At 39.7% G+C, this 26,501-nt stretch carries 30 protein-coding genes; 3 read left to right on the plus strand and 27 right to left on the minus strand.

Features of this window, described 5'->3' with window-relative positions:
• Positions 1–13: 13 nt before the first annotated feature.
• On the minus strand, positions 14–1,024 hold the full coding sequence (gene holA / locus MHB58_RS12910) for a DNA polymerase III subunit delta (protein WP_065215631.1): 1,011 nt from the start codon (positions 1,022–1,024) through the stop codon (positions 14–16).
• 242 nt (positions 1,025–1,266) lie between these two features.
• Here holA and MHB58_RS12915 point away from each other — a divergent pair, with 242 nt between their 5' ends.
• Positions 1,267–1,440, plus strand: coding sequence for a YqzM family protein (locus MHB58_RS12915; protein WP_008407615.1), 174 nt, complete (start codon positions 1,267–1,269; stop codon positions 1,438–1,440).
• A 52-nt stretch (positions 1,441–1,492) separates the two neighbouring features.
• On the opposite strand, the gene MHB58_RS12920 is transcribed toward MHB58_RS12915, so the two are convergent.
• From MHB58_RS12920 to MHB58_RS12975, 12 genes are all read right to left on the minus strand, one after another.
• Positions 1,493–3,811, minus strand: a complete 2,319-nt coding sequence (locus tag MHB58_RS12920; RefSeq protein ID WP_340735375.1) for a DNA internalization-related competence protein ComEC/Rec2 — start codon at positions 3,809–3,811, stop codon at positions 1,493–1,495.
• A complete protein-coding gene (locus tag MHB58_RS12925; protein WP_008407617.1) occupies positions 3,780–4,355 on the minus strand; it encodes a ComE operon protein 2 in 576 nt (191 codons plus the stop codon). The genes MHB58_RS12920 and MHB58_RS12925 overlap by 32 nt, the downstream gene beginning before the upstream one ends.
• Before the next feature lie 413 nt (positions 4,356–4,768).
• A complete protein-coding gene (locus MHB58_RS12930; protein ID WP_065215629.1) occupies positions 4,769–5,416 on the minus strand; it encodes a helix-hairpin-helix domain-containing protein in 648 nt (215 codons plus the stop codon).
• Positions 5,417–5,539: 123 nt separating this feature from the next.
• Positions 5,540–6,277 (minus strand): class I SAM-dependent DNA methyltransferase, encoded by a 738-nt coding sequence (locus tag MHB58_RS12935; protein WP_041865717.1) that lies wholly within the window; start codon positions 6,275–6,277, stop codon positions 5,540–5,542.
• Complete coding sequence (gene rsfS / locus MHB58_RS12940; RefSeq protein WP_008407622.1) at positions 6,270–6,623, minus strand: ribosome silencing factor; 354 nt, start codon at positions 6,621–6,623, stop codon at positions 6,270–6,272. The genes MHB58_RS12935 and rsfS overlap by 8 nt, the downstream gene beginning before the upstream one ends.
• Before the next feature lie 6 nt (positions 6,624–6,629).
• The gene (gene yqeK / locus MHB58_RS12945; RefSeq protein WP_340735376.1) at positions 6,630–7,190 is read right to left on the minus strand and encodes a bis(5'-nucleosyl)-tetraphosphatase (symmetrical) YqeK; all 561 of its coding nucleotides are present in this window, start codon (positions 7,188–7,190) and stop codon (positions 6,630–6,632) included.
• Positions 7,159–7,752 (minus strand): nicotinate-nucleotide adenylyltransferase, encoded by a 594-nt coding sequence (locus MHB58_RS12950; protein WP_340735377.1) that lies wholly within the window; start codon positions 7,750–7,752, stop codon positions 7,159–7,161. The genes yqeK and MHB58_RS12950 overlap by 32 nt, the downstream gene beginning before the upstream one ends.
• 11 nt (positions 7,753–7,763) lie before the next feature.
• On the minus strand, positions 7,764–8,069 hold the full coding sequence (gene yhbY / locus MHB58_RS12955) for a ribosome assembly RNA-binding protein YhbY (protein ID WP_008407625.1): 306 nt from the start codon (positions 8,067–8,069) through the stop codon (positions 7,764–7,766).
• A complete protein-coding gene (aroE, locus tag MHB58_RS12960; RefSeq protein ID WP_340735378.1) occupies positions 8,056–8,898 on the minus strand; it encodes a shikimate dehydrogenase in 843 nt (280 codons plus the stop codon). The genes yhbY and aroE overlap by 14 nt, the downstream gene beginning before the upstream one ends.
• Before the next feature lie 77 nt (positions 8,899–8,975).
• Positions 8,976–10,079, minus strand: a complete 1,104-nt coding sequence (gene yqeH, locus MHB58_RS12965) for a ribosome biogenesis GTPase YqeH (protein WP_008407627.1) — start codon at positions 10,077–10,079, stop codon at positions 8,976–8,978.
• Positions 10,080–10,135: 56 nt separating this feature from the next.
• Positions 10,136–10,651, minus strand: a complete 516-nt coding sequence (locus MHB58_RS12970; RefSeq protein ID WP_008407628.1) for a YqeG family HAD IIIA-type phosphatase — start codon at positions 10,649–10,651, stop codon at positions 10,136–10,138.
• 34 nt (positions 10,652–10,685) lie between these two features.
• Positions 10,686–11,468 carry a phosphatidylserine decarboxylase gene (locus MHB58_RS12975; RefSeq protein WP_008407630.1) on the minus strand — a complete coding sequence of 261 codons (783 nt, stop codon included), beginning with the start codon at positions 11,466–11,468 and terminating at the stop codon, positions 10,686–10,688.
• A 167-nt stretch (positions 11,469–11,635) separates the two neighbouring features.
• Between MHB58_RS12975 and pssA the strand changes: the two genes are divergently transcribed.
• On the plus strand, positions 11,636–12,175 hold the full coding sequence (pssA, locus tag MHB58_RS12980; RefSeq protein WP_008407632.1) for a CDP-diacylglycerol--serine O-phosphatidyltransferase: 540 nt from the start codon (positions 11,636–11,638) through the stop codon (positions 12,173–12,175).
• Positions 12,176–12,260: 85 nt separating this feature from the next.
• Positions 12,261–12,962: an RNA polymerase sporulation sigma factor SigK gene (sigK, locus tag MHB58_RS12985; RefSeq protein WP_008407633.1), complete on the plus strand. Its 702-nt coding sequence runs from the start codon at positions 12,261–12,263 to the stop codon at positions 12,960–12,962.
• Positions 12,963–13,068: 106 nt separating this feature from the next.
• Here sigK and mtnN read toward each other — a convergent pair whose 3' ends face one another.
• From mtnN to MHB58_RS13055, 14 genes are all read right to left on the minus strand, one after another.
• The gene (mtnN, locus tag MHB58_RS12990) at positions 13,069–13,761 is read right to left on the minus strand and encodes a 5'-methylthioadenosine/S-adenosylhomocysteine nucleosidase (protein WP_008407635.1); all 693 of its coding nucleotides are present in this window, start codon (positions 13,759–13,761) and stop codon (positions 13,069–13,071) included.
• A 38-nt stretch (positions 13,762–13,799) separates the two neighbouring features.
• Entirely contained in the window at positions 13,800–14,480 is a 681-nt protein-coding gene (locus MHB58_RS12995; RefSeq protein WP_340735379.1) for a YrrS family protein, read from the minus strand.
• Between the two features lie 131 nt (positions 14,481–14,611).
• Positions 14,612–15,097 carry a transcription elongation factor GreA gene (gene greA / locus MHB58_RS13000; protein WP_008407639.1) on the minus strand — a complete coding sequence of 162 codons (486 nt, stop codon included), beginning with the start codon at positions 15,095–15,097 and terminating at the stop codon, positions 14,612–14,614.
• A gap of 268 nt (positions 15,098–15,365) precedes the next feature.
• A complete protein-coding gene (gene udk / locus MHB58_RS13005; RefSeq protein WP_008407640.1) occupies positions 15,366–16,001 on the minus strand; it encodes a uridine kinase in 636 nt (211 codons plus the stop codon).
• Entirely contained in the window at positions 16,002–17,279 is a 1,278-nt protein-coding gene (locus tag MHB58_RS13010) for a peptidase U32 family protein (RefSeq protein WP_065215624.1), read from the minus strand.
• 19 nt (positions 17,280–17,298) lie between these two features.
• Positions 17,299–18,231 (minus strand): peptidase U32 family protein, encoded by a 933-nt coding sequence (locus tag MHB58_RS13015; RefSeq protein ID WP_340735380.1) that lies wholly within the window; start codon positions 18,229–18,231, stop codon positions 17,299–17,301.
• 5 nt (positions 18,232–18,236) lie between these two features.
• Positions 18,237–18,869, minus strand: coding sequence for an O-methyltransferase (locus MHB58_RS13020; protein ID WP_014823364.1), 633 nt, complete (start codon positions 18,867–18,869; stop codon positions 18,237–18,239).
• Positions 18,870–19,085: 216 nt separating this feature from the next.
• The gene (gene mltG, locus MHB58_RS13025) at positions 19,086–20,204 is read right to left on the minus strand and encodes an endolytic transglycosylase MltG (protein ID WP_008407647.1); all 1,119 of its coding nucleotides are present in this window, start codon (positions 20,202–20,204) and stop codon (positions 19,086–19,088) included.
• Between the two features lie 187 nt (positions 20,205–20,391).
• A complete protein-coding gene (locus tag MHB58_RS13030) occupies positions 20,392–20,904 on the minus strand; it encodes a DUF1292 domain-containing protein (RefSeq protein ID WP_008407650.1) in 513 nt (170 codons plus the stop codon).
• Between the two features lie 73 nt (positions 20,905–20,977).
• Entirely contained in the window at positions 20,978–21,268 is a 291-nt protein-coding gene (locus MHB58_RS13035; RefSeq protein WP_014823362.1) for a DUF1292 domain-containing protein, read from the minus strand.
• Positions 21,269–21,375: 107 nt separating this feature from the next.
• A complete protein-coding gene (gene ruvX / locus MHB58_RS13040; RefSeq protein WP_340735381.1) occupies positions 21,376–21,792 on the minus strand; it encodes a Holliday junction resolvase RuvX in 417 nt (138 codons plus the stop codon).
• A complete protein-coding gene (locus tag MHB58_RS13045) occupies positions 21,789–22,061 on the minus strand; it encodes an IreB family regulatory phosphoprotein (RefSeq protein WP_014823361.1) in 273 nt (90 codons plus the stop codon). Before MHB58_RS13045 ends, ruvX begins: the two co-directional genes overlap by 4 nt.
• A gap of 117 nt (positions 22,062–22,178) precedes the next feature.
• Positions 22,179–24,851, minus strand: coding sequence for an alanine--tRNA ligase (gene alaS / locus MHB58_RS13050; RefSeq protein ID WP_340735382.1), 2,673 nt, complete (start codon positions 24,849–24,851; stop codon positions 22,179–22,181).
• 397 nt (positions 24,852–25,248) lie between these two features.
• Complete coding sequence (locus MHB58_RS13055) at positions 25,249–26,397, minus strand: MFS transporter (RefSeq protein ID WP_008407659.1); 1,149 nt, start codon at positions 26,395–26,397, stop codon at positions 25,249–25,251.
• Positions 26,398–26,501: the final 104 nt, after the last annotated feature.

Genomic DNA, 26,501 nt, shown 5'->3' on the forward strand with positions numbered 1-26,501 from the left:
AATATAATAATTTCTATAGTTTCTTCATTAAAAACAGCTCAAGATGACGCTCACGATTTCCGCCTGTTGTTTTCAACTGGAGGTCTACTTCCGCCAGACTATAGAGTGCTTGCAGTAAACGCTGGTCGGATGGTCGGTTTCTTTGACCTGAAATAATCTGCACTCGGTATGGATGAATTTTAAGCTGCTTTGCAATCTGTTGCTGATGGTACCCCTTTTTTTGCAAATAGAAAATATTAGTCATCGTCCGGATATTATTTGCTAAGAGGCCTACAAGTTTGATTGGTTCTTCTTTTTGTCGTAATAGATCATGATATATTTTGAGCGCTTCTTCTTGATTATGCTCCAAATAGGCATTCAGCATTTTAAATGCATCATGCTCAAGCGTTTTTGCTACTAAATCCTCTACAAGCTCACGTGTAATTTCATGATCCTCACCTAAATACAAGGCCATCTTTTCTATTTCCATCTGAAGCTGGAGCATATTGGGACCAACCATTTCAAGAAGCTTACCGACTGCTTCATCTGTAATTGCTTTCCCATGCTGCTGTGCTTCATTTTTTACCCATACATTCAAGTCGTTGTTTTGAGGTGTTTCCGCTATAAGCACTGTACATTTTTCTTTCATAAGCTTCGTTACTTTTTTACGCTCATCCAACTTTTCGTACGGCGCGATAAATACGGTAATGGCTGTATCAGTAGGATGTTGCAGCCAGCTTTCAAGGCGCTTTAAATCATGGTCAATCTTTTCTTTGCCCTTTTCAGTCGCTTTTAAAAATGATGCATTTTTAGCTATTATTAATTTACGTTCCGAAAAAAACGGAATCGTATCCGCTTCATCAATAACATAATCAATCGGCTGTTCATTTAAGTCAAAGGTCATGATTTCCGCTTCTTCATTTTTTTGAAGAGCCGCCTTCAACTGCTTAATTGTTTCATCTACAAAATAGGATTCTTCTCCTACAAGCAAGTAAACCGGTGCGAAATTCCCCTTTTTAAAATCTTGCCATACTTTTGTTATCATACTGGGAACCTCCTTTACTTTCGTAGTTCTAAGTATACCATTTTTTACGTTATTGAGGATGTCCAGTTTCTTATCTCAATATGCCATGAAAAAAATATCCTTTCTATCTCCTCTCAATTAATTTATGGATATTTATTGAAAATCTCAACGATATACTAAACCAATAAAAGGAATAATTAGCATTTCATATAGCATTTTCAGTTAGAATATTCTATAATTATTGAAGATTAGGAGGGATACTTATGGCAGGACATCAAGATCCAAACTATGTAGCTGAAAACCCATTTGAAGGTCGTGGCCGCGCGATGAAAAGCAATGACTTCCCAGATGCCGGTTACGGTTTCGCCATCGGTGGCGGATTCTTCATAGTATTGTTTATTATTGCAATAATCGTAGAAGCAGCTACACGTCTGTAATTCCTTAGTAGTGGAATGATTTCTTATTAACATGAGAAATCATCCCACTTTTTTATTTCCTGAAAAGAGCATTCGATTTTTCTATATATATTTGATTCTCAGAGATGGAGACTTCTACCGTACCATCTAATCCAGTTGTTGCGTATGGGATATTTTTCGCTTCAAACCGATTAACAACATCAATATGCGGATGATTGTATCTGTTATTTTCTCCTGCCATAAACACGGCAAATTTAGGGTTTGTCACTGTGACAAATTCCTCGATGCTAGATGTTTTACTGCCATGATGCCCCCCTTTTAACAAATCGATATTTCGCAATTTCTCGTCATAAAGCTGAATCAGCTCCTTCTCGCCTTCCTGTTCCAAATCCCCTGTAAACAATGCGCGAAATGCATTATGCTTTACGAAAAGAACGAGGGAATCATTATTTCCTTCATATTCAATTTCCAGTGGCCATAAATATTCAAAAGCAGTTTGTCCGATTTGCCACTTATGACCAGCCATTTTCTCGATCAGTTTTGTATTTGTTTTCTCTAGCTCATACAAAAAATCATTCATAACCGGCTTAGCGATCGAGCCTGGTGTCACATGAACCTCCTTTACAAGGATTTCCCGCAACACCTCTTCAGCCCCCTCTACATGATCGGCATCCGCATGCGACAGCACAAATGTGTCGATTGTTTGCATCCCTCGACCTTTCAAATAGGGAACAACAACTTGACGCCCTACTTCATATACGGTTTTGCGCTCCTTCCATTCTTCCTGTTCAAATCGTAATAAGCCCCCTGCATCGATAACGATCACCGATTTTCTGCGTGGTAACTCAATAACAATGCAGTCCCCTTGACCGACATTGACAAAAGCAATTTTCAGATCACTATGCAAAAGTGGTTGTACATGAAATATAAAGGCAGGCAGTATTAAAGCAATGAAGACCTTTTTTAACGGAGCATGCTGATCGAGCAAATAAAAAGCGAAAAAAACAGAACTATATAAAAGGATCAGCCACATAATTGAAGGTTTACCAGGGTTCCACATTTGAACAATCGGCTGCTGAATATAAAGAATGAAATTTGTCAGCGCTGTACGCAAGGGCTCATAAATATAAAACAGGAAGGAGTCAAGCGGGAATGGCAAAAAAGTCAGTACAAGAGCAAATAAATTGATTGGCAAAATAATAAAGGAAAATAGAGGGACGAAAAAAATATTGGCGATAAAAGAGGAAAGGCTGATTTCATAAAAATGGTGTAGTAACAAAGGGTAAACGAGGATTTGACAAACAAAAGTAATATAAAAAGATTGTACCCAAAAATTAGAATAGCGCGCTAAAATACGGCCGGAATATACTAAGCTGTAAGTAGCCAAATACGATAGCTGAAAGCCGACTTGAAAAACTGCACCAGGCTCCAGTAATACAAACATAATAAAGCTAATTGACAGTGCATCATCCATCGGTATTTTCCAGCGAAAATACTGCGCAAGCATGATTAATTCCACGACGCTGACCGCACGCCAGATAGACGGTGCTCCTCCTGCTAAAACTGCATATAACGGCAATAAAATAAGCAGTAAAATTGTAGCGATTTCTCTACGAATCCTCAAGCGAAGCCACAACTGAAAAAACAGGAATGAGACAAGTGCGACATGCAAACCCGAAATCGCGAATAAATGGGTAATCCCAAGCTTTTGATAGGCGCGATTTAATTGGTCATCGACATTTTCCTGGAAACCAATCAATAGAGCTTGTGCCTCTGCTGCAAGCGACGGCGGGAAAGTTTCGACAATGTGGCGCTTTAACTGAAAGCGCTGTTCAAAAATAGGCTGCATGATGGATTTTTTTTGATGGGAATATTGAAGCTGTTGAATTTCGATGATTCCTCTTGCACTTCTGCTTTGCAAATAGCGGGCCATAGAAAAGCCATAGCGGTGTGCAGGGATTGATGGGGATACTTGCTTCCCGGTTACAATAAAACTTGTACCAGCGAGCTGCTGTGCCTCAAAGCGCTGTTTTTCTTTTTCATTTCTCAATTCATAGGTAACATATACTTTCTCACCCGATTCATTAATCATGAATCCTCGCAGCATCACACCATTTATAATGTACTCATCGGTCCATGTCAACAATGCGGGAAGCTCAACCGGCAATGAAAGCTTATTGGCCTCATAGGAGAAATAACTGTAACTCCCAATCCCAACAATTAAAATAAGCAACAGATGAATGTTTAACAGTCGTTTATAATGACTAAATAATAACAAAAAAGCAAGCAGGAAAAGAAGCCTTCCCGATTCAAATGCAGCAAGTGCACTAATACAAATCGACAAGGCGTAAAAAATCCAGTTATGCCTGAATAAGTTTACCAAATAAAGCATGCATCTTCTCCTCTAATGGGAGCAATTGATCGCGGCTTGCGCCTAACTCACGTAGTTTTTCGAGCATTTCAGCGGTTAGTGCGAACTTTTCATCTTGCAGAAAGTCAATTTTTGCTTCATCAAATGGAATATGTGCAACATGGACGTTAGCTTTTTTGAACAATTCCATTGCATAATTATTATTTTTATAATCTTTTGCATAATACACATTTTTAATTCCGGCCTGAATAATTGTCTTCGTACATGGCAGGCATGGGAAATGTGTGACATAAAGATCCGCACCATTTGCTGGCGTACCATATTTTGCACATTGCAGTAATGCATTTGTTTCGGCATGCACTGTGCGGACACAATGGTTGTCCACAACATAGCAACCTTCTTCGATACAGTGTTCGTCACCTGAAATGGATCCATTATATCCGCCGGCAATGATGCGCTTCTCCCGTACAATTGTCGCACCTACTGCAAGACGGCTGCATGTGCTTCTTAATGCGAGTAAATGACTTTGCGCCATAAAAAATTGATCCCAAGTAATTCGCTCCATATGATAACCCCCAAATGTTTTGTCACCTATCAGTTTAAACGTAGTTCCTGTCATTCGCAATGCAGGTTTGTTCAGAAATTTCACTTTATCCCGCATTAACGGGTAGTAATTTATCTGCCTCGAAAGCATAGCGGCAGAGCAAAACTACCCGTAAAAGCCCGATTGGTTCGGACCAACATGATGTTGGTCACACAAGCGTTGTCACAGGACGTGACGGTTTTAGCTTGTGTTCCTTCTAATCCGCGGGGAAAGAACATCCCCACTGAGTGAAGTTTCACTTTATCCCGCATTAACGGGTAGTAATTTATCTGCCTCGAAAGCATAGCGGCAGAGACAAAACTACCCGTAAAAGCCCGATTGGTTCAACTAACACTCCGCGGGGAAAGAACATCCCCACTGAGTGAAGTTTCACTTTATTTTACATCAATTAAGTCCTTTAACTGTTCAAATGTCTTATCACCGATTCCCGTGACATTTTTTAAGTCCTCAATGATTTGAAAATTCCCTTGGTCGGACCGATGCTGAATAATCGCAGCCGCCTTGGCTGGGCCAATTCCTGGCAGCTGAGTCAATTCCCCTTCAGATGCTTTATTTATATTAATTTTCCCGTTGGAACTTCCACTACCGGAACCGGTTGCCGGACTCGCCTGTATTATCTGTTCCATTACCTCTTCAGGTTCTTCCCCTATTTTCGGTATATAGATTACCATTTCATCGTGAAGCTTTTGAGCATGGTTAATGAGCACCGGATTGGCATCGTCCGTGTATCCTCCTGCCGCTTCAACAGCATCGACAATCCGTTGTTCTTCGGATAATGTGTACACACCCGGATATATTACCGCGCCTTTTACATCCACCACTATTGGCTTAGATTCAGTTTCGATTTCCGTTTCCGGTATTGTGGAAGGTTCATCACTTGCAGCAAGTGTCATTTGGTCAATTGTTTCGATCGTAGCACGGTTAGAGGAATCATCAAAGACTAACAAGTAAATTAAAATCGCTGCAACTACTCCGCCCAGTAGGGCAATTTGCTTTTTATACTTCTCCAGAAATGGCTGCAAAATAAAAAACACCCTTTCATAAAGAAGGTTTTATATATGGAGCTTATCTCCACTATACAAATTCCACTTCTTTATGAAAAGGTATTTCAATCAAAACTGCCGAAACTTACTTTTTCGACTATTTTATTTAACCGCACGAATAAAAATTCGTTCGCTTTCATCAGTCGGTTGTGCTGTCGTCCAGTCTGCCGTCACTTCAACATGAGAAAAACCGATTTCTTTCAGCCATTTCACATATTGCCCATATGCAAATGTGCGCTGATAATGTTCCTCGTCAAAACGTTCATACAGTCCGCTTTCTGTTAATACAAAAAACGTCATCTGATGATACACGGAATGCGGTTCTTCACCCGGTTCAGTATGCCAAACATAAGAAATTTCCCCGTCATCAAACGTAAAAGGACCATCCAGAAAAATATCGTCCATCTTAAATAATGAATGTACATCAAAGAATAGCTGTCCGCCTTCACGAAGACTGTCAAATATCCGCTTCAATGTTTCCATTACATTGTGATGCTCTTTTACATAGTTGATCGAGTCAATCGGAATAATGGCAACATCCAAGTCGCTGAAGCCTTCCAGCTCGTCCATTGACATAGCAAAAAGAGGCATTGTAACTTTCTCAGCATCCATACGGGCACTGGCAATGGATAGCATTTCTTCCGATAAATCAATCCCTGATACAGCGTAACCGGCTTTATGCAACATTAATGCAAGTGTTCCTGTACCACAGCCAATATCGAGCAGATTTTTATAGTTCTGTGCAGGTGCATATGTCTGAATCCATTCCACATATTCCGTGTACGGGATATCGGTCATCAATTCATCATAAACTTCTGCAAAACGCTCATAACTATTCATTGTCCATTTGTGGCGCGTCTAGTTGTGGTGCATCTCCCCATAGGCGCTCTAGGTTGTAATAGGCACGCTCATCTTTATGGAAAATATGTGCAACAACATCACCCATATCGACTAAAATCCAGCGTGCTGTGTCAAAGCCTTCAAGCTTACGTACTGTGTAACCCGCTTCTTCTGCTTTTTCTTTAATTTCACGTGCAATTGCCTGTACTTGGCGCTCTGAGCTACCTTCCGCAATGATGAAATAATCAGCTAAAAGTGAAATCCCCTGCATATTCAATGCAACGATATCCTCTCCTCGCTTGTCATCGATTGCTTTGTACGTAATATTTAATAACGTTTCATTCATGTATGTTTATTCCTCTCTTATTAAGCTGTTGTAGCATTCAATTGAAACAGGGTAAATTGCCTGCTGTGACGAAACTAAAAAACTGAGCGTATGGGTTACACATGCCCGGAATGCATCCTCTAAACTGATGTCTGCCAATGCTCTTAGTTCCTCTACACCGAGAAATTTACGATTTGGTTCAATCATATCTGCTACATAAATAATTTTCTCAAAAGTTGTCATATTCGCACGTCCGGTAGTATGGTAACGAATTGCATTTAAAATGGCTTCATCATTAATTTGGAATTCCGTCTCGACAATCCAGGCACCGACCGGACCATGCAATATCTCTGCATCCCAGTCAAGCAGGCGTGCATCCAACTGCTGCTCGGTTACAACTTGCTTCATCCAGGCAACATCCGCATATTTAGCAATATCATGGAAAATTGCCGCAATCTCTGCTTTTTTGGGATTTTCATCGTATTGCTGAGCTAAACGGATCGCTGTTTCCATTACACCAATCGTATGAATATACCGCTTTTCGGGCATTCGCTCTTTAATCGCTGCCAACATCGTTTGACGTTCCATACAAACCTTCCTTTCGAATATACTGTTCAACTGCAGCAGGCAATAAAAACTGTAAAGGTGCCTCTGTTTGCTGTAATCGATTTCGAATATATGTTGAAGAAAGGTCAATTTGCGGAGCTTCCACCATACACACATCGTAGGTTGATTTTGCTTCACTGCCAGGGCGCTTTACTCCAACAAATGTGACAAGTTCCATTAAGTCATCGATACGGTGCCATGTATGCAAAGAATCGATCATGTCCCCGCCGATAATAAAATAAAACTGTGTTTGTGGTTCTCTTTCGCACAATGCTTTCATTGTATCGAATGTATAGGATACCCCTCCGCGCTCAAGTTCATATGTTTCCACATGAAAATATGGAATGTCCTCGATCGCCAGCTCAACCATCCGCAGACGCTGTGCATTTGTTGCCGAGCGGGACAAATCCTTATGAGGCGGTTTTGCATTCGGCATGAAGCGTACTTCCGACAAACCAAGCGCTGCATACACTTCATTGGCCATCATTAAATGTCCGATATGCGGTGGATTAAAGGTTCCGCCAAAAAGACCGACTTTCTTCATTACACTTCACCTTATTTCGTAGCTACTTTAGGTAATACGATTTTTTTATTGTTGCGTGATTCTTTATATAATACAACTGTCAAACCGATCAGTTGAACTAGCTCTGCACGAGTACCGGCAGCCAGTTCTTCCGCCACGACATTTTTGTCTTCTTCACAGTTGTCTAAAATGCGTACTTTAATAAGTTCGCGTGCTTCCAATACATCGCGTAATTGTGCAATCATTGCATCATTTACGCCACCTTTCCCAACTTGGAAAATTGGATCTAAGTGATGTGCCTCAGCACGTAAAAAACGTTTTTGTTTACCTGTTAACATAATTTCCTCCTAATTGCGCCGTTAAACGGGCAATCATTGCATTTGTATTTGGATAATGACCTAACCAGTGTTCGTAGGCTATCGCACCTTGATGCACGAACATGCCTAACCCATTGATAATTATCGCACCTTTTTGCTCAGCCGCTTGCAAAAATGGCGTCATTAATGGATTATACACAATATCTGCAGCAATTGCGCCTGCCGGGAACTTTTCAAGCGAAAATGGTAATGCAAAGTCGCCTGTTGTCATCCCTGCTGGTGTTGTTTGAATAAAAATTTCAAAATTAGCCAGGCTTCGTTCTGCTTCTTGCATAGAAACAGCTTTGCCGGCATGCATGTCGTCAATGATCCGCTGTGCATTTTCAACTGTTCGGTTGGCAATCGTTATATTTTTATAACCTGTAAGCTGTAGAGCAAATGCAATACCACGGGCTGCTCCACCTGCTCCGATTAGTAAAATCGGTGCGTCCCGCTTCATTGTACCGATCGCATGCTCAAGTGATTTTACAAATCCAGGACCATCAGTATTATAGCCTTTTAATTTACCTTCTGCAGTGCGCACGACCGTGTTGACCGCACCCATTTTTTCCGCAAGTTCGTCGAGCTCATCCAGGAACGGAATGATCGTTTGTTTATGCGGAATCGTTACATTCCAGCCGCCTGTCCCTAACAGTTTGAATGATGCAACAGCTTGTTGTAGATGTTCTGGCTTCACGTGTATCGGAATATACGTTGCATCCACATTTCCCTCTTCATACCATGCATTATGCATTTCTGGAGATTTTGACTGTGCAATCGGATCCCCAATAACCGCAAACCACTTTTTCATCGACATTTCCCTCTTTCCTACTACCATTCATTCACTACAAAGTAACACTTGCTCCTACTGATGAAGAGACCGTTCAGTTAAATCAGTGACGGGCGAATGAATACTTCTACGCCTTTTGGTGCGTGTGCTGCTACGACAACATTGGCATGCTGCACAGTAACCCAGCCTAGCCCTGAGATGACTACATCTGTTTTCGGTTCTTTAATCGAAAACTCGTGACGCACTAATGGCGGTAATTGATCGATATGTTTAGATGTTGGTGGTGCAAGTAACTCACCTTTGTGCTCTTCATATAGTTGATCCGCACGTTCCAGCTTCGTACGGTGAATCGGTAAGTCATTTGCCACATGGACAGTAAATGCCGAACGCTCACCTTGAATAAAATCAAAACGGGCAAGAGCACCGATAAATAGGGTTTGTCCAGCATTTTGCTGGTACACTTTTGGTTTAATTTCTTTTTTCGGCATAATATATTTTAATTCGCTTGAATCGATATGGTGTGCCATTTGGTGATGATTAATAATACCAGGTGTATCATATAAAGATGATCCGTCATCTAGCGGAATGCCAATCATATCAAGCGTAGTTCCCGGGAAATGAGAAGTTGTGATAATTTCTCCTTCACCTGTAGCTTGCTTAATAATCCGGTTGATAAACGTCGATTTGCCGACGTTTGTACAACCTACAACATATACATCTTTGCCATTACGGTATTCTTCAATTGCTTCAACGACTTCCTGCATGCCTAATCCTTTATGTGCCGAAACAAGCTTCACATCAACAGGCTTCAAACCAAGCGCTTTTGCTTCACGTTTTAACCAGTTAATTACTTTCTTTTCTTTTACCGATTTAGGTAAAAGGTCTGCTTTATTTGCTACTAAAAGAACGGGATTATTTCCAACGAATCGGTGTAAACCTGGTAGCCAGCTGCCATTAAAATCGAATATATCCACGATTTTTACGATTAGACCTTGCTGTTGTCCAAGGCCGTTTAAAATACGTAAAAAATCATCATCCGTTAAACTAACAGGTTGGATTTCATTATAGTTTTTTAAACGGAAACAACGTTGACAAATAATCATTTCCTTTTCCAGCGAGGATGCAGGTGCATACCCTAATCCATTTTTATCTTCAGTTTGAATCACTGTTCCACAGCCAATACATTGTGGCATTTCATTCATTCACTATTTCCTCCTAACTACTATTGCACATTCATGCAAAAAAACTTGGGTCGTTTTTAGTCTTCCCAAGGATACTTTCCTTTTCGCTTTAAATCGTTATATACACGACGTTCGACGAAGCGGTTAAATTTTGTAACGAGTCCATCAGAGTCAGCAACAGGACGAACTAAAAACGTATAAAGTTTTTGACGTTTTGCACCCATCACATCTGTTAAAAGCTGATCTCCCAGCATCGCAACTTCATGGCGACGTAGACGCAGCTGAACAAGGGCCGCATAATATGCTGCACCTAATGGTTTTTTTGCACGAAAAATAAACGGTATGCCATGCGGTTCTGCAAACTGGCGCACCCGTGCTTCATGGTTGTTTGAGGCAATGATAATTTTTATGCCTGCTTCACGCATCATTTCAAACCATTGTACAAGCTCTTCCGTTGCATCAGCACGGTCCCATTCAACAAGCGTATTATCTAAATCTGTTATGATCCCTTTAATGCCTAAATCCTTTAATTTTTCCGGTGTAATTTCATATACACTGCGAATAAATTCATCTGGTAATAAAAAGTTGTACAAAGCCGTAACCCCTAACTCAAAATTTATTTATTCATTATACCATAGTAGCAAAGGCTTCTCCCATTTTTATCTTCGCCCCATTTGTTACATTCTCCGTAAATTCAATTGTATTTTGCTCGAATAACATTACGACAGTTGAGCCAAAAGCAAAATAGCCAACTTCTTCGCCTTTTTTCCACTGTGTAGATGTGTTCGTAAGTTCGATTGAATTCACAAATGTCGCTCCTACTTTAATGAATGCTGTATAATGATCTTTTTCATAGTTAATTTCGCTAATCATACGATAATTATGACTGATCGGTTTTTTCCCGTATTGTAAGCCCATCTGGTTAACAGGATAAGACTTTTGCCCAAGTATGTATTGTCGCGTAACAACACCATCAATCGGACTATGAATACGGTGATAATCTGCAGGACTCAAGTAAAAAACAATATATTTGCCATTATTATACCTCTTTGCCTGTGTTTCATTTCCCATTAGATCAATTAAAGAATACGGCTTATTTTTCACAGTAAACATTTCCTGATCTTCAATATTGCCGAAAGCTTCTATTTTCGCATCAACAGGACTCGCAAATATATCCGCGCGAACATCTACCGGACGCACTTCTTCTTTCAACTGACGAACAAAAAAATCATGCAGGCTCGTAAATTCTTTTGGGGATTTTGAAACTTCTTGTATGTTAATTCCGTATATTTGACTATAGCTACGAATAAAATTTTTACTTAAACGGGATTGAGCAATCTGTTGTAAAATTTTCGAAGAGATTTTACCATTTGATAGTTCTATCATATTCCGGTATAATTTTTCCTTCATTCTAGGTCCTCCGGTTTTAATTAAGTATTGATAAAGTGAACGGGATAAAAGTAAATTATATAATGACTGGCCATACAAAGATAGGTCTTAATATGAATTAACTATTACCTTTTTTTAATAGAACAAGTATAATAGAATATAGCCGATGTGCAAGGGAGTGTTTTCCAATGTTTCTTCTTCAAAAAGTCGATTCAACATTTAAAAAAATAAAAGCAAATGCTGCTAATATTATTACAATTACAAATATGTCATTTGGTGGGGCTGCAATTATGGCTACATTGAATGAGTATCATAGCTATAGTGTATTATTAATTTTTATCGCTGCTTTTTTAGATCGGTATGATGGTAAAGTTGCCCGTAAATTTAATCAGGAGTCCGAATTGGGAAAACAGCTTGATTCAATGGCAGACATTATTTCCTTCGGTGTAGCACCTGCCCTTTTAATGTATGAAATGGCATTAATGAATGCAGGATTTACAGGAATGATGATGCCCGTGTTATTCATCGCTGCCGGTGCGTTGCGTTTAGCTCGATTCAATGTAATGGATTCAACAGGCTATTTCGTAGGCCTGCCAATTACAGCGGCAGGTACGTTACTAACTATTTCATATTTCTTTACAAATACGTTATCTGAAACATTTTATTTTATTCTTTTTCCGGTATTAGCATTATTAATGGTAAGTACGTTTACATTGAAAAAAGTGTAAGAGCAAAATATCGCTCTTACACTTTTTTTCATTTCTGCGCAAAATTCATCATATACTGTCGAAAAGATGAAAGGATGTTAATTGCTTGAGCGGTTTTGTGACAGCATTGGTTCAACTTTGGCTTGAGCTTCCCGCATTATTAGGCTATTTAAAAGGGCAGACGTTTTATAAACCGTTATCACGCGAGGAAGAAGAGGAAGTCATCAATCGTTTTATAAAGGGGGATGAAAGCGCACGTGTTGAATTAATTGAGCGAAACATGCGTTTAGTTGCACATGTCGTAAAAAAATTCCATCCTTCACACGATTTGCTTGATGATTATATTTCAATTGGCACGATTGGTCTTATGAAAGCCGTGAGCAGCTTCACACCAGAAAAAAAGACACGTCTCGCCACATATGCCGCCCGATGTATCGAAAATGAAATTCTGATGCATCTTCGTGCACAAAAAAAAGTGCAAAAGGATGTCTCGTTATTTGAGCCGATTGGTATCGATAAAGATGGGCAGTCTCTTCAAATCCGTGATTTACTGCAGCTTGACGAACCTTCAACAATCGAAAAAATTGAACGACAGGAAGATTTTGCCCAACTGTATCGCTATTTAGATACATTAGATCCGCGTGAGCTCGAAATTATTTCCTACCGATATGGGCTCCAAAACTTCGACCCGCATACCCAAAAGGAAATTGCTAAAAGACTCAATATTTCACGCAGCTATGTTTCACGCATTGAAAAACGGGCACTTATTAAGCTTTACCAGCAGTTTAAGCACGGAGAGAAAGAATAAGTCTCCTTTGATTTGAAAGGAAGTTTTCAAACAAACATTAAATTAAAACATGATAAAAAAATGCCCAATCTTTTTTGTGATTGGGCATTTATCGTTTTGATCCGAATTATAATTTTGTAATAGCGTTTAATACGATTTCTGTTGAGTGTTTTGCTGCAACAGGTAAAAACTCATCAAATGACATGCTTGATTCTTGTCCTGCAATGTCTGATAGTGCACGAATGACAACAAACGGTGTATTGAATTGATGGCATACTTGCGCTACAGCCGCTGCTTCCATTTCCACGGCTTTCATTGTAGGGAAATCTTTTCGTACTGCTTCAACACGCTCAGGATTGCTCATAAATACATCGCCTGAACAAATTAGCCCTACACTGTAATTATGCTCTCCCACTTCTTTTACTGCCTGTTTTGCGACTTCCATTAAATTTTCGTCCGATTTATATGCTGCCGGCATCCCAGCCATTTGACCGATCTCATAGCCAAAAGCTGTTACATCTACATCATGGTGACGTACTTCATCCGAAATAACAATATCCCCAACTTTTAATGCTGCATCAAAACCGCCTGCAGATCCTGTATTGATGACAACTTTCGGATTAAACTTTTCCAATAGGATTGTAGTAGACATTGCCGCATTCACTTTACCGATACCGCTTTTTAAAAGTACCACTTCCTTGCCTTCATATGTACCTGTTGTGTATTCACTGTTTGCGATTGTTTCCGTTTTCGTATTTTGTAGTGCGCCTCGTAATAATTCTACTTCCTGCTCCATTGCGCCGATTACTGCTATTGTCATTTATTCATTCCTCCAATTAAACTTGCTCACTAAACGCGTTATTGTGAACCTTCCAATGTTGATAAAACTTCCACTTGAATCGGTTTCCAGCCTTCATTGTCGACCCATTCAATACTTACACGGTATTTCTGTTCTTTATCCATCGATGTGACAACGGCAATTGCATTTTCTGCACTACCGTTATTATTCACCCGCAGCACAATACTGTTTTCCTGCTGTAAATCGATGACACTAAATATTGCTTTAAGTTTTTCTTCGTAATCAATATGCCCTTTTTCATATGTCGATACATGTTCACCAGTTTGTGCCGTCGGATAGGCCGGCCAATTCGGATTTGTAATCACTTCTTTTACTGCCGGATCATCGGAAGGACTTACCATATTATCCGATTCAGAAGTCGGCTGTTCCGTTTCATCCGAAGAGTTTTCTTCCTCTTCTGCTTCTTCCGGGACATTTGCTTCTGTTTCATTATCTTCCGTCTCCTGCCCAGCATCATCTTCCGGAACATCTGTAGCTACTTCCGCCGGTGAATCTGGTTGTTCGGCTTCGTTTTTGGGGCTTGGCTCTTGCGTAATAATAAAAATTAATGTTGCCACAATTAATACAGCGACTACGGCGATTAAGTAATTTAACCTTTTATCCGCTTTCTGAAATTTCGTCTGTTTTGATTTTTGTTCAGCATACTGTTGTCGTGTTTGAAATCGTCTTTTTCGTTCCATTTCAATTCCTCCTATGCAAACCTATTTTAGCATTAGAACATCAAAGGTTGCACGGAAATTAAACACTGAAAAGTCTTCCAGTACTTAACAAAAGAAAAGCAGCTAGCAATTTATGCTAACTGCTCCAATAATTATTTTACTTCTAAAATAATAACTTCCATTTCTCCGCCTGGTGTTGTCAGTTTTACAACATCATCCACATGCTTGCCCATCAATGCTTTAGCAATTGGAGAATCATTTGAAATTTTACCTTCCATCGGATCGGCTTCAGCTGAACCAACAATTGTGTATGATTCTTCGAAGTTTGCACGTTTACCGTTGATCAGTTCATCAAATGTAACTGTTTTACCTAAAGAAATTGTATTTGATGTTTCGTCCTCAGTAATAATAACAGCATTACGCAGCATTTGTTCAATCAAAGAAATACGACCTTCCACAAATCCTTGCTCTTCTTTTGCTGAATCGTATTCAGAGTTCTCAGAAAGGTCACCGAAGCTGCGAGCTACTTTAATGCGCTCTACTACTTCCGGACGCTTTACTGTTTTTAATGTGTTTAATTCATCTTCTAATTTTTGTTTTCCATCAAGTGTCATTGGATATTGTTTTTCGTTTGACATTATTCCCACTCCTTAGTATTAACTTGAAAACGTTTACTTTTTGCGTTTTCTATTTCTATTTCTAAAAAAATACGTATAAATTTAAATGTTATTTTCACGTATTTTGTTCATAAATAACAGAAAACCCGACTACTAGTTTACGGTATGTGTAAATCCCTTCTTTTAGAAGAAGTTTACACCGTAATACGGGCAGCCGAATTTTATGATTAATTATTTATGTTGTTCTATCAATTTAAAATGTAATTATTGTAAATACTACATCATCATATTACAAGTTCGATTCAGTTTCAAGAATTGTTTTTATTTTCGTTACCATTAAGTCAATTGCAACGTTATTTTCCCCACCTTCAGGGATGATTACATCTGCATATCGCTTAGTAGGTTCAATAAACATATTGTGCATTGGACGCACTGCAGTTAAATACTGTTCGATTACCGAATCAGCTGTGCGACCGCGTTCTTTAATATCGCGTTGAATGCGTCGGATAATACGTAAATCAGAGTCCGTATCCACAAATAATTTAATATCCATTAAATCACGAAGACGCTCGTCCTCCAGCACTAAAATTCCTTCAACGATGATTACATCTTTTGGTTCCACATGAATGACTTCATCTGAACGTGTATGCTGTACATAATCATAGACCGGTTTTTCCACTGATTCATAGGCAAGTAAACGATGAATATGCTCAATCAGCAAATTATTGTCAAATGCCAACGGATGATCATAGTTCGTTTCCAGACGCTGTTCAAACGTCATATGGCTTTGGTCTTTATAATAATAATCCTGTTCGATTACAACTACTGAATGTTCACGAAAAACATCATATATAGAACGTGTCACGCTAGTTTTACCTGAGCATGAACCACCGGCAATACCGATTACAACTGGACGGTTTGACATTTAATTATTCTCCTTTCGCATCATATCAAAATGTGATAATGAGCGATCAACTTTAAATTTAACGATTTGTAGCGGGTGGCGGGCAACATCTAGTTCATTGCCGTCTTTATCCCAAAGCTGGCCAACCGTCATTTTGAATGTATCCATATTAGGGCCGAAAAATTCAACCGTATCGCCTGTCTTGAAATAGTTACGTTGTTCCAATGTAACCATTTGAGTGTCGGCATCATAATCCATTACAAAACCAGCAAAATCCCACTTCATTTTATGTGAATGGAAACCAAACATTTGTTGCTTATAGCTTGGCTCACCTTCAAAGAATGACGAAGCAGTTGCACGGTTTGCACAGCGCGCCAATTCTTCCAGCCATTCTTTTTCAAATGTAAAGTTTTCCGGGTCTGCACAGTATGCATCAATTACTTTACGATAAACAGAAATAACTGTAGCGATATAGTGAATCGATTTCATACGGCCTTCCACTTTTAATGAGTCAATACCTAACTCAATCATGTGTGGAATGGATTCGATTAATTTCAGGTCTTTCGGGCTCATTGCAAACGGTGCTTCGCCTTCGTTAAACAATGCCACTTCTTCACCGTCATTATTTTCATATAAGTCATAATCCCAACGGCAAGACTGACAGCAGCCGCCACGGTTTGAATCACGTGCCGTCATATGGTTTGAAAGCGTACAGCGCCCTGAATAAGCGATACACATTGCACCGTGCACGAATGCTTCGATTTCAATGTCTACCTCTTCTTTCATTTTACGCATTTCTTCTCCGCCTACTTCACGTGCCAAAACAACACGCTCCAACCCTTCTTCTTTCCAGTACTTTACCGCTTTCCAGTTAGATAAAGACTGTTGTGTAGAAAGGTGGATTTCTAGAGAAGGTGCACATTTTTTACAAGTTTCAATAATTAACGGGTCTGCAACGATAATTCCTTTTACGCCTGCTCCCTCGATTGCTTGCAAATATTCTTCCAGCCCGTCCATGTTTTCATTATGAGCGAAAATATTCGTTGTTACATATACAACGGCACCGTATTTGTTTGCAAATTCAACGCCTTCCTTCATTTCTTCAATCGTGAAGTTCCCTGCGTTTGAACGTAAACCAAATTCCTGGCCACCGATAAATACAGCGTCGGCACCGTAGTGTACGGCTACTTTTAATTTTTCCAGGCTTCCTGCTGGTGCTAAAAGCTCTGGTTTTTTCGTAATTACTGTTTTCCCGTTAATTGTTTCACGGATTCTTTCATTTTGAATTAATTGTAGCATACTGCGTTCGTTCTCCTTCCTAGTAAACTGTTTCCTTGTAGATGAAGCCAGTATCCAGTGGACGTAACGCTGGCTGAATTGCTTCGATTTGCTCAAATAGTTCAGATTTAATGTCATCGTACGCATCTTCACCTTGCTCAAAATACGTATCAATCGCTTGACGGTAAAGTTTTGTAACTGTCACCGTATAATCAAATGTTTGAAGGACACCATCGATTTTAAATGAATCGATGCCCGCTTCAAATAATTCATTTAACTCCTCGATAATGCACATATCATTCGGTGAGAAAATATGTGTGCCATTCATATCCTCATAGATCGGATATTTATTTTTGCGCTCTTTATCGTGAAGGAACATATTTTTGTTTTCTTTTCGATTTTCAATTTCCATCGCTTCGTCACGGTAAAGGAAATAGTTCCCTAAAAGTGCGCGCTTAGATTGGAACATACAAGTCATGCCATGGACTTGCACTTCGATTTCATGCTTTGTATTTTCTTTAATTTCAATAACTTCATCCACTGAAAGTTCACGTGCCAGTACAGCACGCTTACTTCCGCGTTCACCCCAATAGTTCACTTGGAAGAAGTTTGTTGCTGTCGTTTCCGGATTCCAATGTAACGGAATGGTTACATTGTTTTCACGCACAGCGATAATTACGGCTGGGTCTCCGAATAATAATGCATCTACCCCAATACGCTGCATCTCCACTAAATATTCACCCAACGCATCTAAACGATCGTTGTGGAATAAGGCATTGACTGCTACATAAACCTTCTTACCTGCAGCGTGAATCAGCTTTGTTGCTTCTTCCACTTGTGCTACCGTAAAGTCTCCAGCCAAACGTAAGCCAAATTTTTGTTCACCGATCACAAAAGCATCTGCACCTGCCTCAAGCAGTGCTGTAATATGCTCAATGGATTGTGGTGTTACTAATAATTCTGGTTTTTTCACACTAATCACCTCTTCAAACAAATTAACAAACCATCACCGACAGGGAAAAAGGCACTCGAATAATCAGGATGTGCCATAATCCAGTCTGAAAATGTTTTTAAGTTGCGAATCATCGTTCTTTTTCTTCTAGGTACTTCTTTTATATCTAAATCCGATAGTCCGTGCATATACATATTGTCGATGTATAAAACGCCACCCGGTGGAACGAGTGATGCGTATTTTTCGAAAAACTTCATGTATTGCCCTTTTGCCGCATCAATAAAAACAGCATCAAAAGTAGATGGAAGTGTTCCCATGTCTACTTCTAACGCATCGCCCTCAATTACTTGTATGCGGTTTGCCACCTCTGACCTTGCAATGAATTCCTTGGCATACTGAACCCGCGACACATCACGTTCTATCGTCACAATATGACAATTTGGCAGCGCTTGCGCCATTCGTATAGCAGAATAACCAATTGCCGTACCAATTTCCAAAATCGATTTCGGGTTTTGAATGCGTAAAATTTGATTTAGTGACTCAATCCCGGCAAGCTGCATAATCGGGACATGATTCTGTTCTGCGAAGCGTTCCATTTCCATTAGTAATTCATCACGTTCAGGAATGAAGGAAGCAATATAAGCGTCTGATAATTCCATTCGTCATTCTCCCTTTACCTGGTTGTTTGCGCTCATCTTTCATTCACAAGAAAAAAGACGAAACGAAGATGTTTGCGCCTACAAAATTGTTATATAAGGACAAAAAATCACAATTTATAATAGCATGAAAAGAAAAGGAATGCGAACAATTTACTGAATTCCATCGTAAAACGGAAATTTCAAGCCATTCGATTCCTTTTCATCCATTAAACTCTCTTAGCGTAAGTATTTTTCGATGTTCGATAAATGTTCATCATACGTTTTAGCAAAATGATTTATGCCTTCTTTATCTGCCAGGAAGTATAAATAATCCGTTTGTGAAGGGTTCAGTGCCGCTTCAATTGATGTTTTTCCGGCTCCCGCGATTGGTCCAGGCGGTAATCCAACATTTTGATACGTATTATACGGGTTGTCCACTTCCAAATCTTCATACAGCACGCGGTCTTTATGAGAGCCTAATGCATACAGTACGGTTGGGTCTGTCTGTAAAGGCATATCAATTTCTATACGGTTATAGAATACACTTGCAATCGTTTCACGGTCCGTTTGGGCAGTTGCCTCTTCTTCAAGCAGTGATGCAAATGTCAATAGTTCATGAACAGATGTTTCACGTTCTTCCAATACCGGTGTATACTCGGAAACAATCGTATTCATTGCAGTAAGCATTGTATCGATAATTTCCTCGATTGATGGATCTTCCTCAAAGAATGGATATGTTGCCGGATATAAATAACCTTCTAATGGATGACGAATATTTTCCTTTAAAATGGCCTCTGACAATAAATCAGGATACTCAGTGATCAATTGCTCCACATAAGCGGCATCCGTCACTTTTTTCATGAAGTCCTCTGCTTTGTGAGAAGTATTTTTCTGTACAATATCAGCTACTTGCTCTAGCGTTAACCCTTCTGGCACTGTCATTGTAAATACAGGCTCGCGATACACACGACCTGTCTTTAAGCTTTCAATAATTTCGTCGAGTGTCATGGATTTCGTCAAAGCATAACTGCCTGCTTGGAATTCCGATTCATTTTTAAATTTAGTGTAATATTTAAAAATCTGCGCATTCTTTACAATGCCCTTATCTTCTAAAATAGTTGATATTAATGTAATACCTGACCCCATCGGAATTTCGACTTCAACTTTTTCGTTCGATTCCGGGTCCGTTGGTTTCAATGCCGATGTCACATAGCTATATCCTGCTAAACCGACGATGGCGATAATCAGAAGAGCGACAAGCGCGATGATTCCCACAATTTTACGCACCGTTTTAACTTCTCCTTTACGCTCTTTCATTTTATTGAACATTTCTTGCTTTTTATTTTCGTCCAGCACGGGAGCCCCCCCTTTTTCTCTTTCATAATGATACATAAAAATCTCTTTCGACACAATATCGAGCGACGAAAGGTATGCAAATTCTCACTATTTGCGACGTTTTATAATAGAAAATGTTCGTTTTTGTCTAATTTTGAACAATAAAAAAACCTTACCGCCGTATAAATCGTCAGTAAGGTACTTGAAATTAGTTTTGTGCTAATGAATTTAATACTTGCTCTACCATTTCCCACTCTTCGTCTGTTTCGATAGGCAGCAAGTCCGCTACTTCACCGTTGTCGCCAGCGATATAGGCAGAAGCGAATACTTCTTCAAGAACAGGCTCATCGTCTTCCATAATGGCATAGAATAAGTAATTTTTGCCGTTGCTTTCGAAGCGGTGCAAAATTTGGCACATAACTTCTTCATCATCGTCATTCGTGATCGTGAAGTAATTTGTCTGATCTGCGCCAAACTCCGCTAACACCGTATTCATAACCTCTTCGACCATCGCCCATTCGTCATCTGTTTCGATATCCGAAAAGCCGCTCATTTCGCCATTTTCGTCAAGTACATAGCGAAGTGCAGAAATACCGGCTTCTTCATCACCGATTAATGAGAATAACACATAAGAATGCTCTTCTGAATCAAATGTAAAAACAACGCGGCATTGTTGCTCCCCGCCGTCTTCTTTTTGCAATATAAAAATATTTTCTTCCATACTATTTCCTCCCAATGAATGAATAAAACAGAGTAGGCTCAACACCCACTCTGTTTTTATCGTGTCAAATGAATTATTCTTCTTCGCCTAATTCGTCTTCGATTTGGTTTAATACTTCTTCGATTAAATCCCATTCTGCTTCTGTTTCAATCGGCGTTAATTCGCCATCTTCACCGTTTTCAGCAGGAACAAATGCAGAGGCAAAGATTTCAACTGCGCCGTCTTCATCTTCTTCTGCACCTACTAGAGAATATAATACGTATGATTTACCGAACTCTTCTGAATCGAAAGTGTGTAAAATTTCGCAAAGTTGTTCGTTGCCGTTTTCATCGACTACTGTAATGTGATTTTGTTGTTCTGACATGATCGTCACCTCTTCATAATATTTAGGCATTGGTGCCTGTTGCTGCTCAATTCATTATACATAAAGCCTTTTCGGATAAGTACAAAAATGCCTCATATAAAGCAACTTTAGTTTTTACTATCTAAATAACCTTGTAAAATCATGACAGCAGCCATTTTATCAATAACTTGCTTTCGCTTTTTACGGCTTACATCTGCTTCGATCAGCATTCGCTCAGCAGCCATTGTTGTCATACGCTCGTCCCAAAGTTTAACAGGAAAACCAAATGTATCTTCCAGCAACTTTTTATAGCTTTCGGAAGCTTCCCCGCGGGGACCGATTGTATTATTCATGTTTTTTGGGTAGCCTACAACAAATTCTGTTACATTGTGTTCCTTTACAAGCTCATTAATACGTTCAATACCAAATTCGCCTGCCGCTTCATCGATTTTTATCGTTTCGATTCCTTGCGCTGTCCACCTTAGCGCATCGCTAATTGCAACGCCGACTGTTTTCGAGCCGACGTCTAAACCCATAATTCTCATTTATCCGCCTCAGTATTCTTTCTAATATAAAATCTAACGAGTTCCTCTAAAATCTCGTCACGTTCAAGCTTGCGGATTAAATTACGTGCGTCCTGGTGGCGAGGGATGTATGCCGGGTCGCCAGATAATAAATACCCCACAATTTGATTTGTTGGATTATACCCTTTTTCCTCTAAAGCCGTATACACCTTCAGCATCACTTGCTTTACTTCTTGTTCCATGGATTCTTCTGGAAAACTGAATTTCATTGTTTTATCGAAAGAACTCAAGACCAGCACCTCGCTTTCAGCAATAGGGAGATGGAGCACTATCTCCCATCTCCATTTATATCATTATAACTTATTCCTGCAAGCACTTCAAATATGCCAGTAGTAAAATTTAGATGTTTAGAAAGATTTTACATGTTCGTAAACAGCATTCAACGCATCTTCCAATTTAGAAGCATCTTTCGCACCGGCCATCGCCATATCCGGACGACCGCCGCCTTTACCGCCGCAAGCTTCAGCAACTTGCTTCACAATGTTTCCAGCGTGATAGTTTCCACCAACGATATCCTTCGTTACACCCGCGCATAACATGACTTTATCGCCATCGACTGCTCCAAGAACAATTACAGCTGATTCCATTTTTTCTTTTAAATCATCCATCATCTGGCGTAATTGATTATTGTCTTTTGCTTCTACACGAGTTGCAAGTACTGTTACATCACCAATTTTTTGTGCAGCATCTAATACTGCGCCAGCTTGTGCATTTGCGATTTTTTGTGACAATGAATCATTTTCGCGTTGCAGTTCTTTGTAATCTGCTTGAAGTGTTGCAACACGAGTTGCCACGTCTTTTGCATTCGATTTTAAAAGGCCTGCTGCTTCATTTAAAATTGCTTCTTCTTCTTTAATCGCTTCATATGCCGCTTTTCCTGTAACAGCCTCAATTCGGCGTGTACCTGCACCGATTCCGCTTTCGGATACGATTTTGAAAATGCCGATTTCAGATGAACGACTTACATGCAGTCCACCGCAAAGTTCGATCGAATAATCCGAAACAGCTACAACACGGACAACATCCCCATACTTCTCACCGAACAGTGCCATTGCACCCATTGCTTTTGCAGAATCAATATCCATTTCCTGAATCACGACTTCGATATCTTCCCAAATTTTTTCGTTCACTGCACGTTCAACTTGTGCAAGCTCTTCTTTTGTTGCAGCACCAAAGTGAGAGAAGTCAAAGCGCAAACGATCTGGTCCTACATAAGAACCTGCTTGTGCTACATGGTCACCTAATACATCTTTTAATGCACGGTGCATTAAGTGTGTTGCAGTATGGTTTTTAAGGATTAATTTACGTTTTGATTCTTCAACTTTTGCAGTAGCGATATCGCCGACATTCATTTCACCCGATTCCACTACAACTGTGTGTAATGGCTGGCCGTTTGGTGCTTTTTGAACATCTTTTACAATGGCCGTGAATCCGTCTGCTTCAATGATACCTGTATCGGCAATTTGTCCACCCATTTCAGCATAGAACGGTGTTTCAGATAGAATAACCAACGCTTCTTCACCTTCGGAAGCTGTTGAAGTTTCTTGACCGTTAACAACAATTGCAGCAACTTTTGCAGAAGCTTCCAATGCATCATAAATAAATGTAGATTGCTGTGTTAAATTCGACAGAACTTCGTTTTGCACTTGCATTGAATCAACGTCAGCACGTGCATTACGCGCACGTTCACGCTGTTGTTCCATAGAAGCTTCAAAACCTTCTTGGTCAACTGTCATGCCAACTTCTTCTGCGTACTCTTCCGTTAATTCAATCGGGAAACCGAATGTATCATACAAACGGAATGCATCAGCACCCGGGATAACTGTTTCACCTTTAGCTTTTTGGCTTTCTGCAACTTCGTTGAAAATTGCTAATCCGCCATCAAGTGTTTCATGGAAACGCACTTCTTCATTTTTAATCACACGTTGAATAAATGCTTCTTTTTCTTTTACTTGCGGATAAAAATCATGCATAATCTCTCCGACAGTCGGCACTAATTCAAACATAAACGGTTTTTCGATGCCGATTTTTTTCGCATATCGAACAGCACGACGTAATAGACGACGCAATACATAGCCGCGGCCTTCATTTGATGGTAATGCACCATCCCCAATAGCAAATGCTACTGTACGGATATGGTCGGCAATTACTTTAAATGGTGTATTCACATCTTCAGTCGATCCGAAAATTTCTTTTAAATCCACTTCATGCGGACGTTTGTAACTACGGTTTGCGAACGTTTCTGTTTTTTCAATGATTGGCATGAAAAGATCTGTATCAAAGTTTGTTGGTACATTTTGTACAACAGAAACGATACGCTCAAGACCCATACCTGTATCGATGTTTTGCTTTGGAAGTGGCGTATAAGTGCCGTCCGGATTATGGTTGAATTGAGAAAATACTAGGTTCCAAATTTCAAGATAGCGCTCGTTTTCCCCGCCTGTGTACATTTCTTCTTCCGGTGCACCAACGCCGTACTCTTCACCGCGGTCATAGAAAATTTCAGAGTTTGGACCTGATGGACCTTCCCCGATATCCCAAAAGTTGCCTTCCAATCGGATTAAGCGCTCTTTCGGAATTCCGATTTCATTATGCCATACGTCATAAGCTTCCTGATCCTCCGGGTGGATAGTTACCGATAACTTTTCAGGATCGAAGCCCATCCATTTTGGATCCGTTAAAAACTCCCAAGCGTAATGAATTGACTCTTTTTTAAAGTAATCCCCAATAGAGAAGTTCCCTAACATTTCAAAGAATGTGTGGTGGCGCGCTGTTTTCCCTACGTTTTCGATGTCGTTCGTACGAATCGATTTTTGTGCGTTTGTAATGCGCGGGTTATCTGGAATGATACGTCCGTCAAAATACGGCTTTAATGTTGCCACACCTGAGTTGATCCATAAAAGCGATGGGTCATTAATTGGCACTAATGGTGCTGATGGTTCAATATGATGCCCTTTTTCTTTAAAGAAATTCAAATAAAGACGACGAATTTCAGAACCTGTCATAGTTTTTGTTGTCATGATTTTTTCCTCCTAAAATTTATTGAAGTCGATGAATTGTGGTACAGATTAATTACACCTTCACGCATATAAGCGCTTCATTTACCGGAAATTTTTATGTTCCGCAAAATGAAAACAAAAAAAGCCTCCATCCCGGTAAAGGGACGAAGACTATTATCTCGTGGTACCACCCTAATTTATAACGCGCATGCATTATATCTCAAGTGCTTGTAACGTAAGCAAACGGCAGTGGTTAGCTGCACTCTGGAGTAGCTTTCAGTATTTATTCGGGGAGATTTTTTCAGCCGGGAAATCTCTTTCTGTTCACGAAGTCCATACGTACTTGTTCCATCATCGTTTTCATTTTATTATGCTCTTCATTATAAAAAATAGACATCGTGCTGTCAATCGGCATTCCTTAATAATTAAAACGTTTTTTCGTCAGTAAAATTAAAAGGATTGCAGGCACTGTACATATAATCATTCCTAAGAACGCCAAACCTGGCTCAATTTCATAAAGTGCACCACCTAAAAGTGTAAGAATCGCTGCACTTAAACTCATTGCAAGTGCAGAATAAATCCCCTGTGCATTTGGAATTTGCTCTTGCGGTAAAGCTTTGGAAATATAGCGGATAAAGGCATAATGCGCCATCGCAAATGACAGAGCGTGTAGTGCCTGAGATAAGATAAACATCGGCATATTCGGAAATGCGTAAACTAGTATCCAACGAACACTCGAGCCAATTGCAGCAACGAGCATTAACGAAGAAGGCTTCCACTTTGTCAAAAATGTATCTGCCTTATAAAAATAAAGGATTTCAAATATTACTGCGACATTTAAAATCATTCCGATATAAAACGGATTGACATTCAGCTCCTGTAAATAAATATAGCCGTAGTTATAGTACGATGCGTGTGCCCCCTGAAGCAAAATAACAACAAACAATACGATGATGAAGCTTTTTACTTTAAATAGCCCTTTCATTGAGAGCGTTTTTCCATTTTCTTTTACCGGCACTAAACTTAACACTTGAGGTGCAGGCATAAATTGAATGATGAGTAATGCGGCCAATCCTACAATCATCATCCATAAAATCATTTGCTCCCCGTACATCCCGCTAATCATACTAATGATCAATACAGCGACAACAAACCCGAAAGATCCAAATGAACGTGCTTTTCCATAATGGATGGATCCATGTTGCATTAATGTGGAAGCACTGCTCTCAACAGCCGGTAGTAATGCCGGGTAAAAGGCGCTGAACAGCAATGTCATTAAAAACAGGCCGCCAAATGAATTAATCGGTATGTATAGCAGTGTCACAACTAATGAACTTGCAGTAAAAAAGATCAGCACATTTTTGTTGCTCATCACTTTTGAAACAAACGGAAAAATAAACATCGTCGAAAGTGCCCTTGCAACCAGCCCAAAACCCATTATTATGCTCGCTTCCGAAACCGTAAGCTCTTTATCATTAATAAGCCAACCCGTCCAATATGGCAGGAAAATCCCCCACGTAATAAAGAACATAAAGAAATTTTTCGCGAGCCAACGCTGATTATTCATAATCTTCATCCTTTTTTCTAATTTATTAAGTTGAATATTAACATGAGAAATACTACAATAATGTGAGAAATCTCATATTTTATTGGAAGGAGTTGCTCTATAAT

The organism is Solibacillus sp. FSL K6-1554 (assembly GCF_038005185.1).
GTDB lineage: Bacteria > Bacillota > Bacilli > Bacillales_A > Planococcaceae > Solibacillus > Solibacillus silvestris.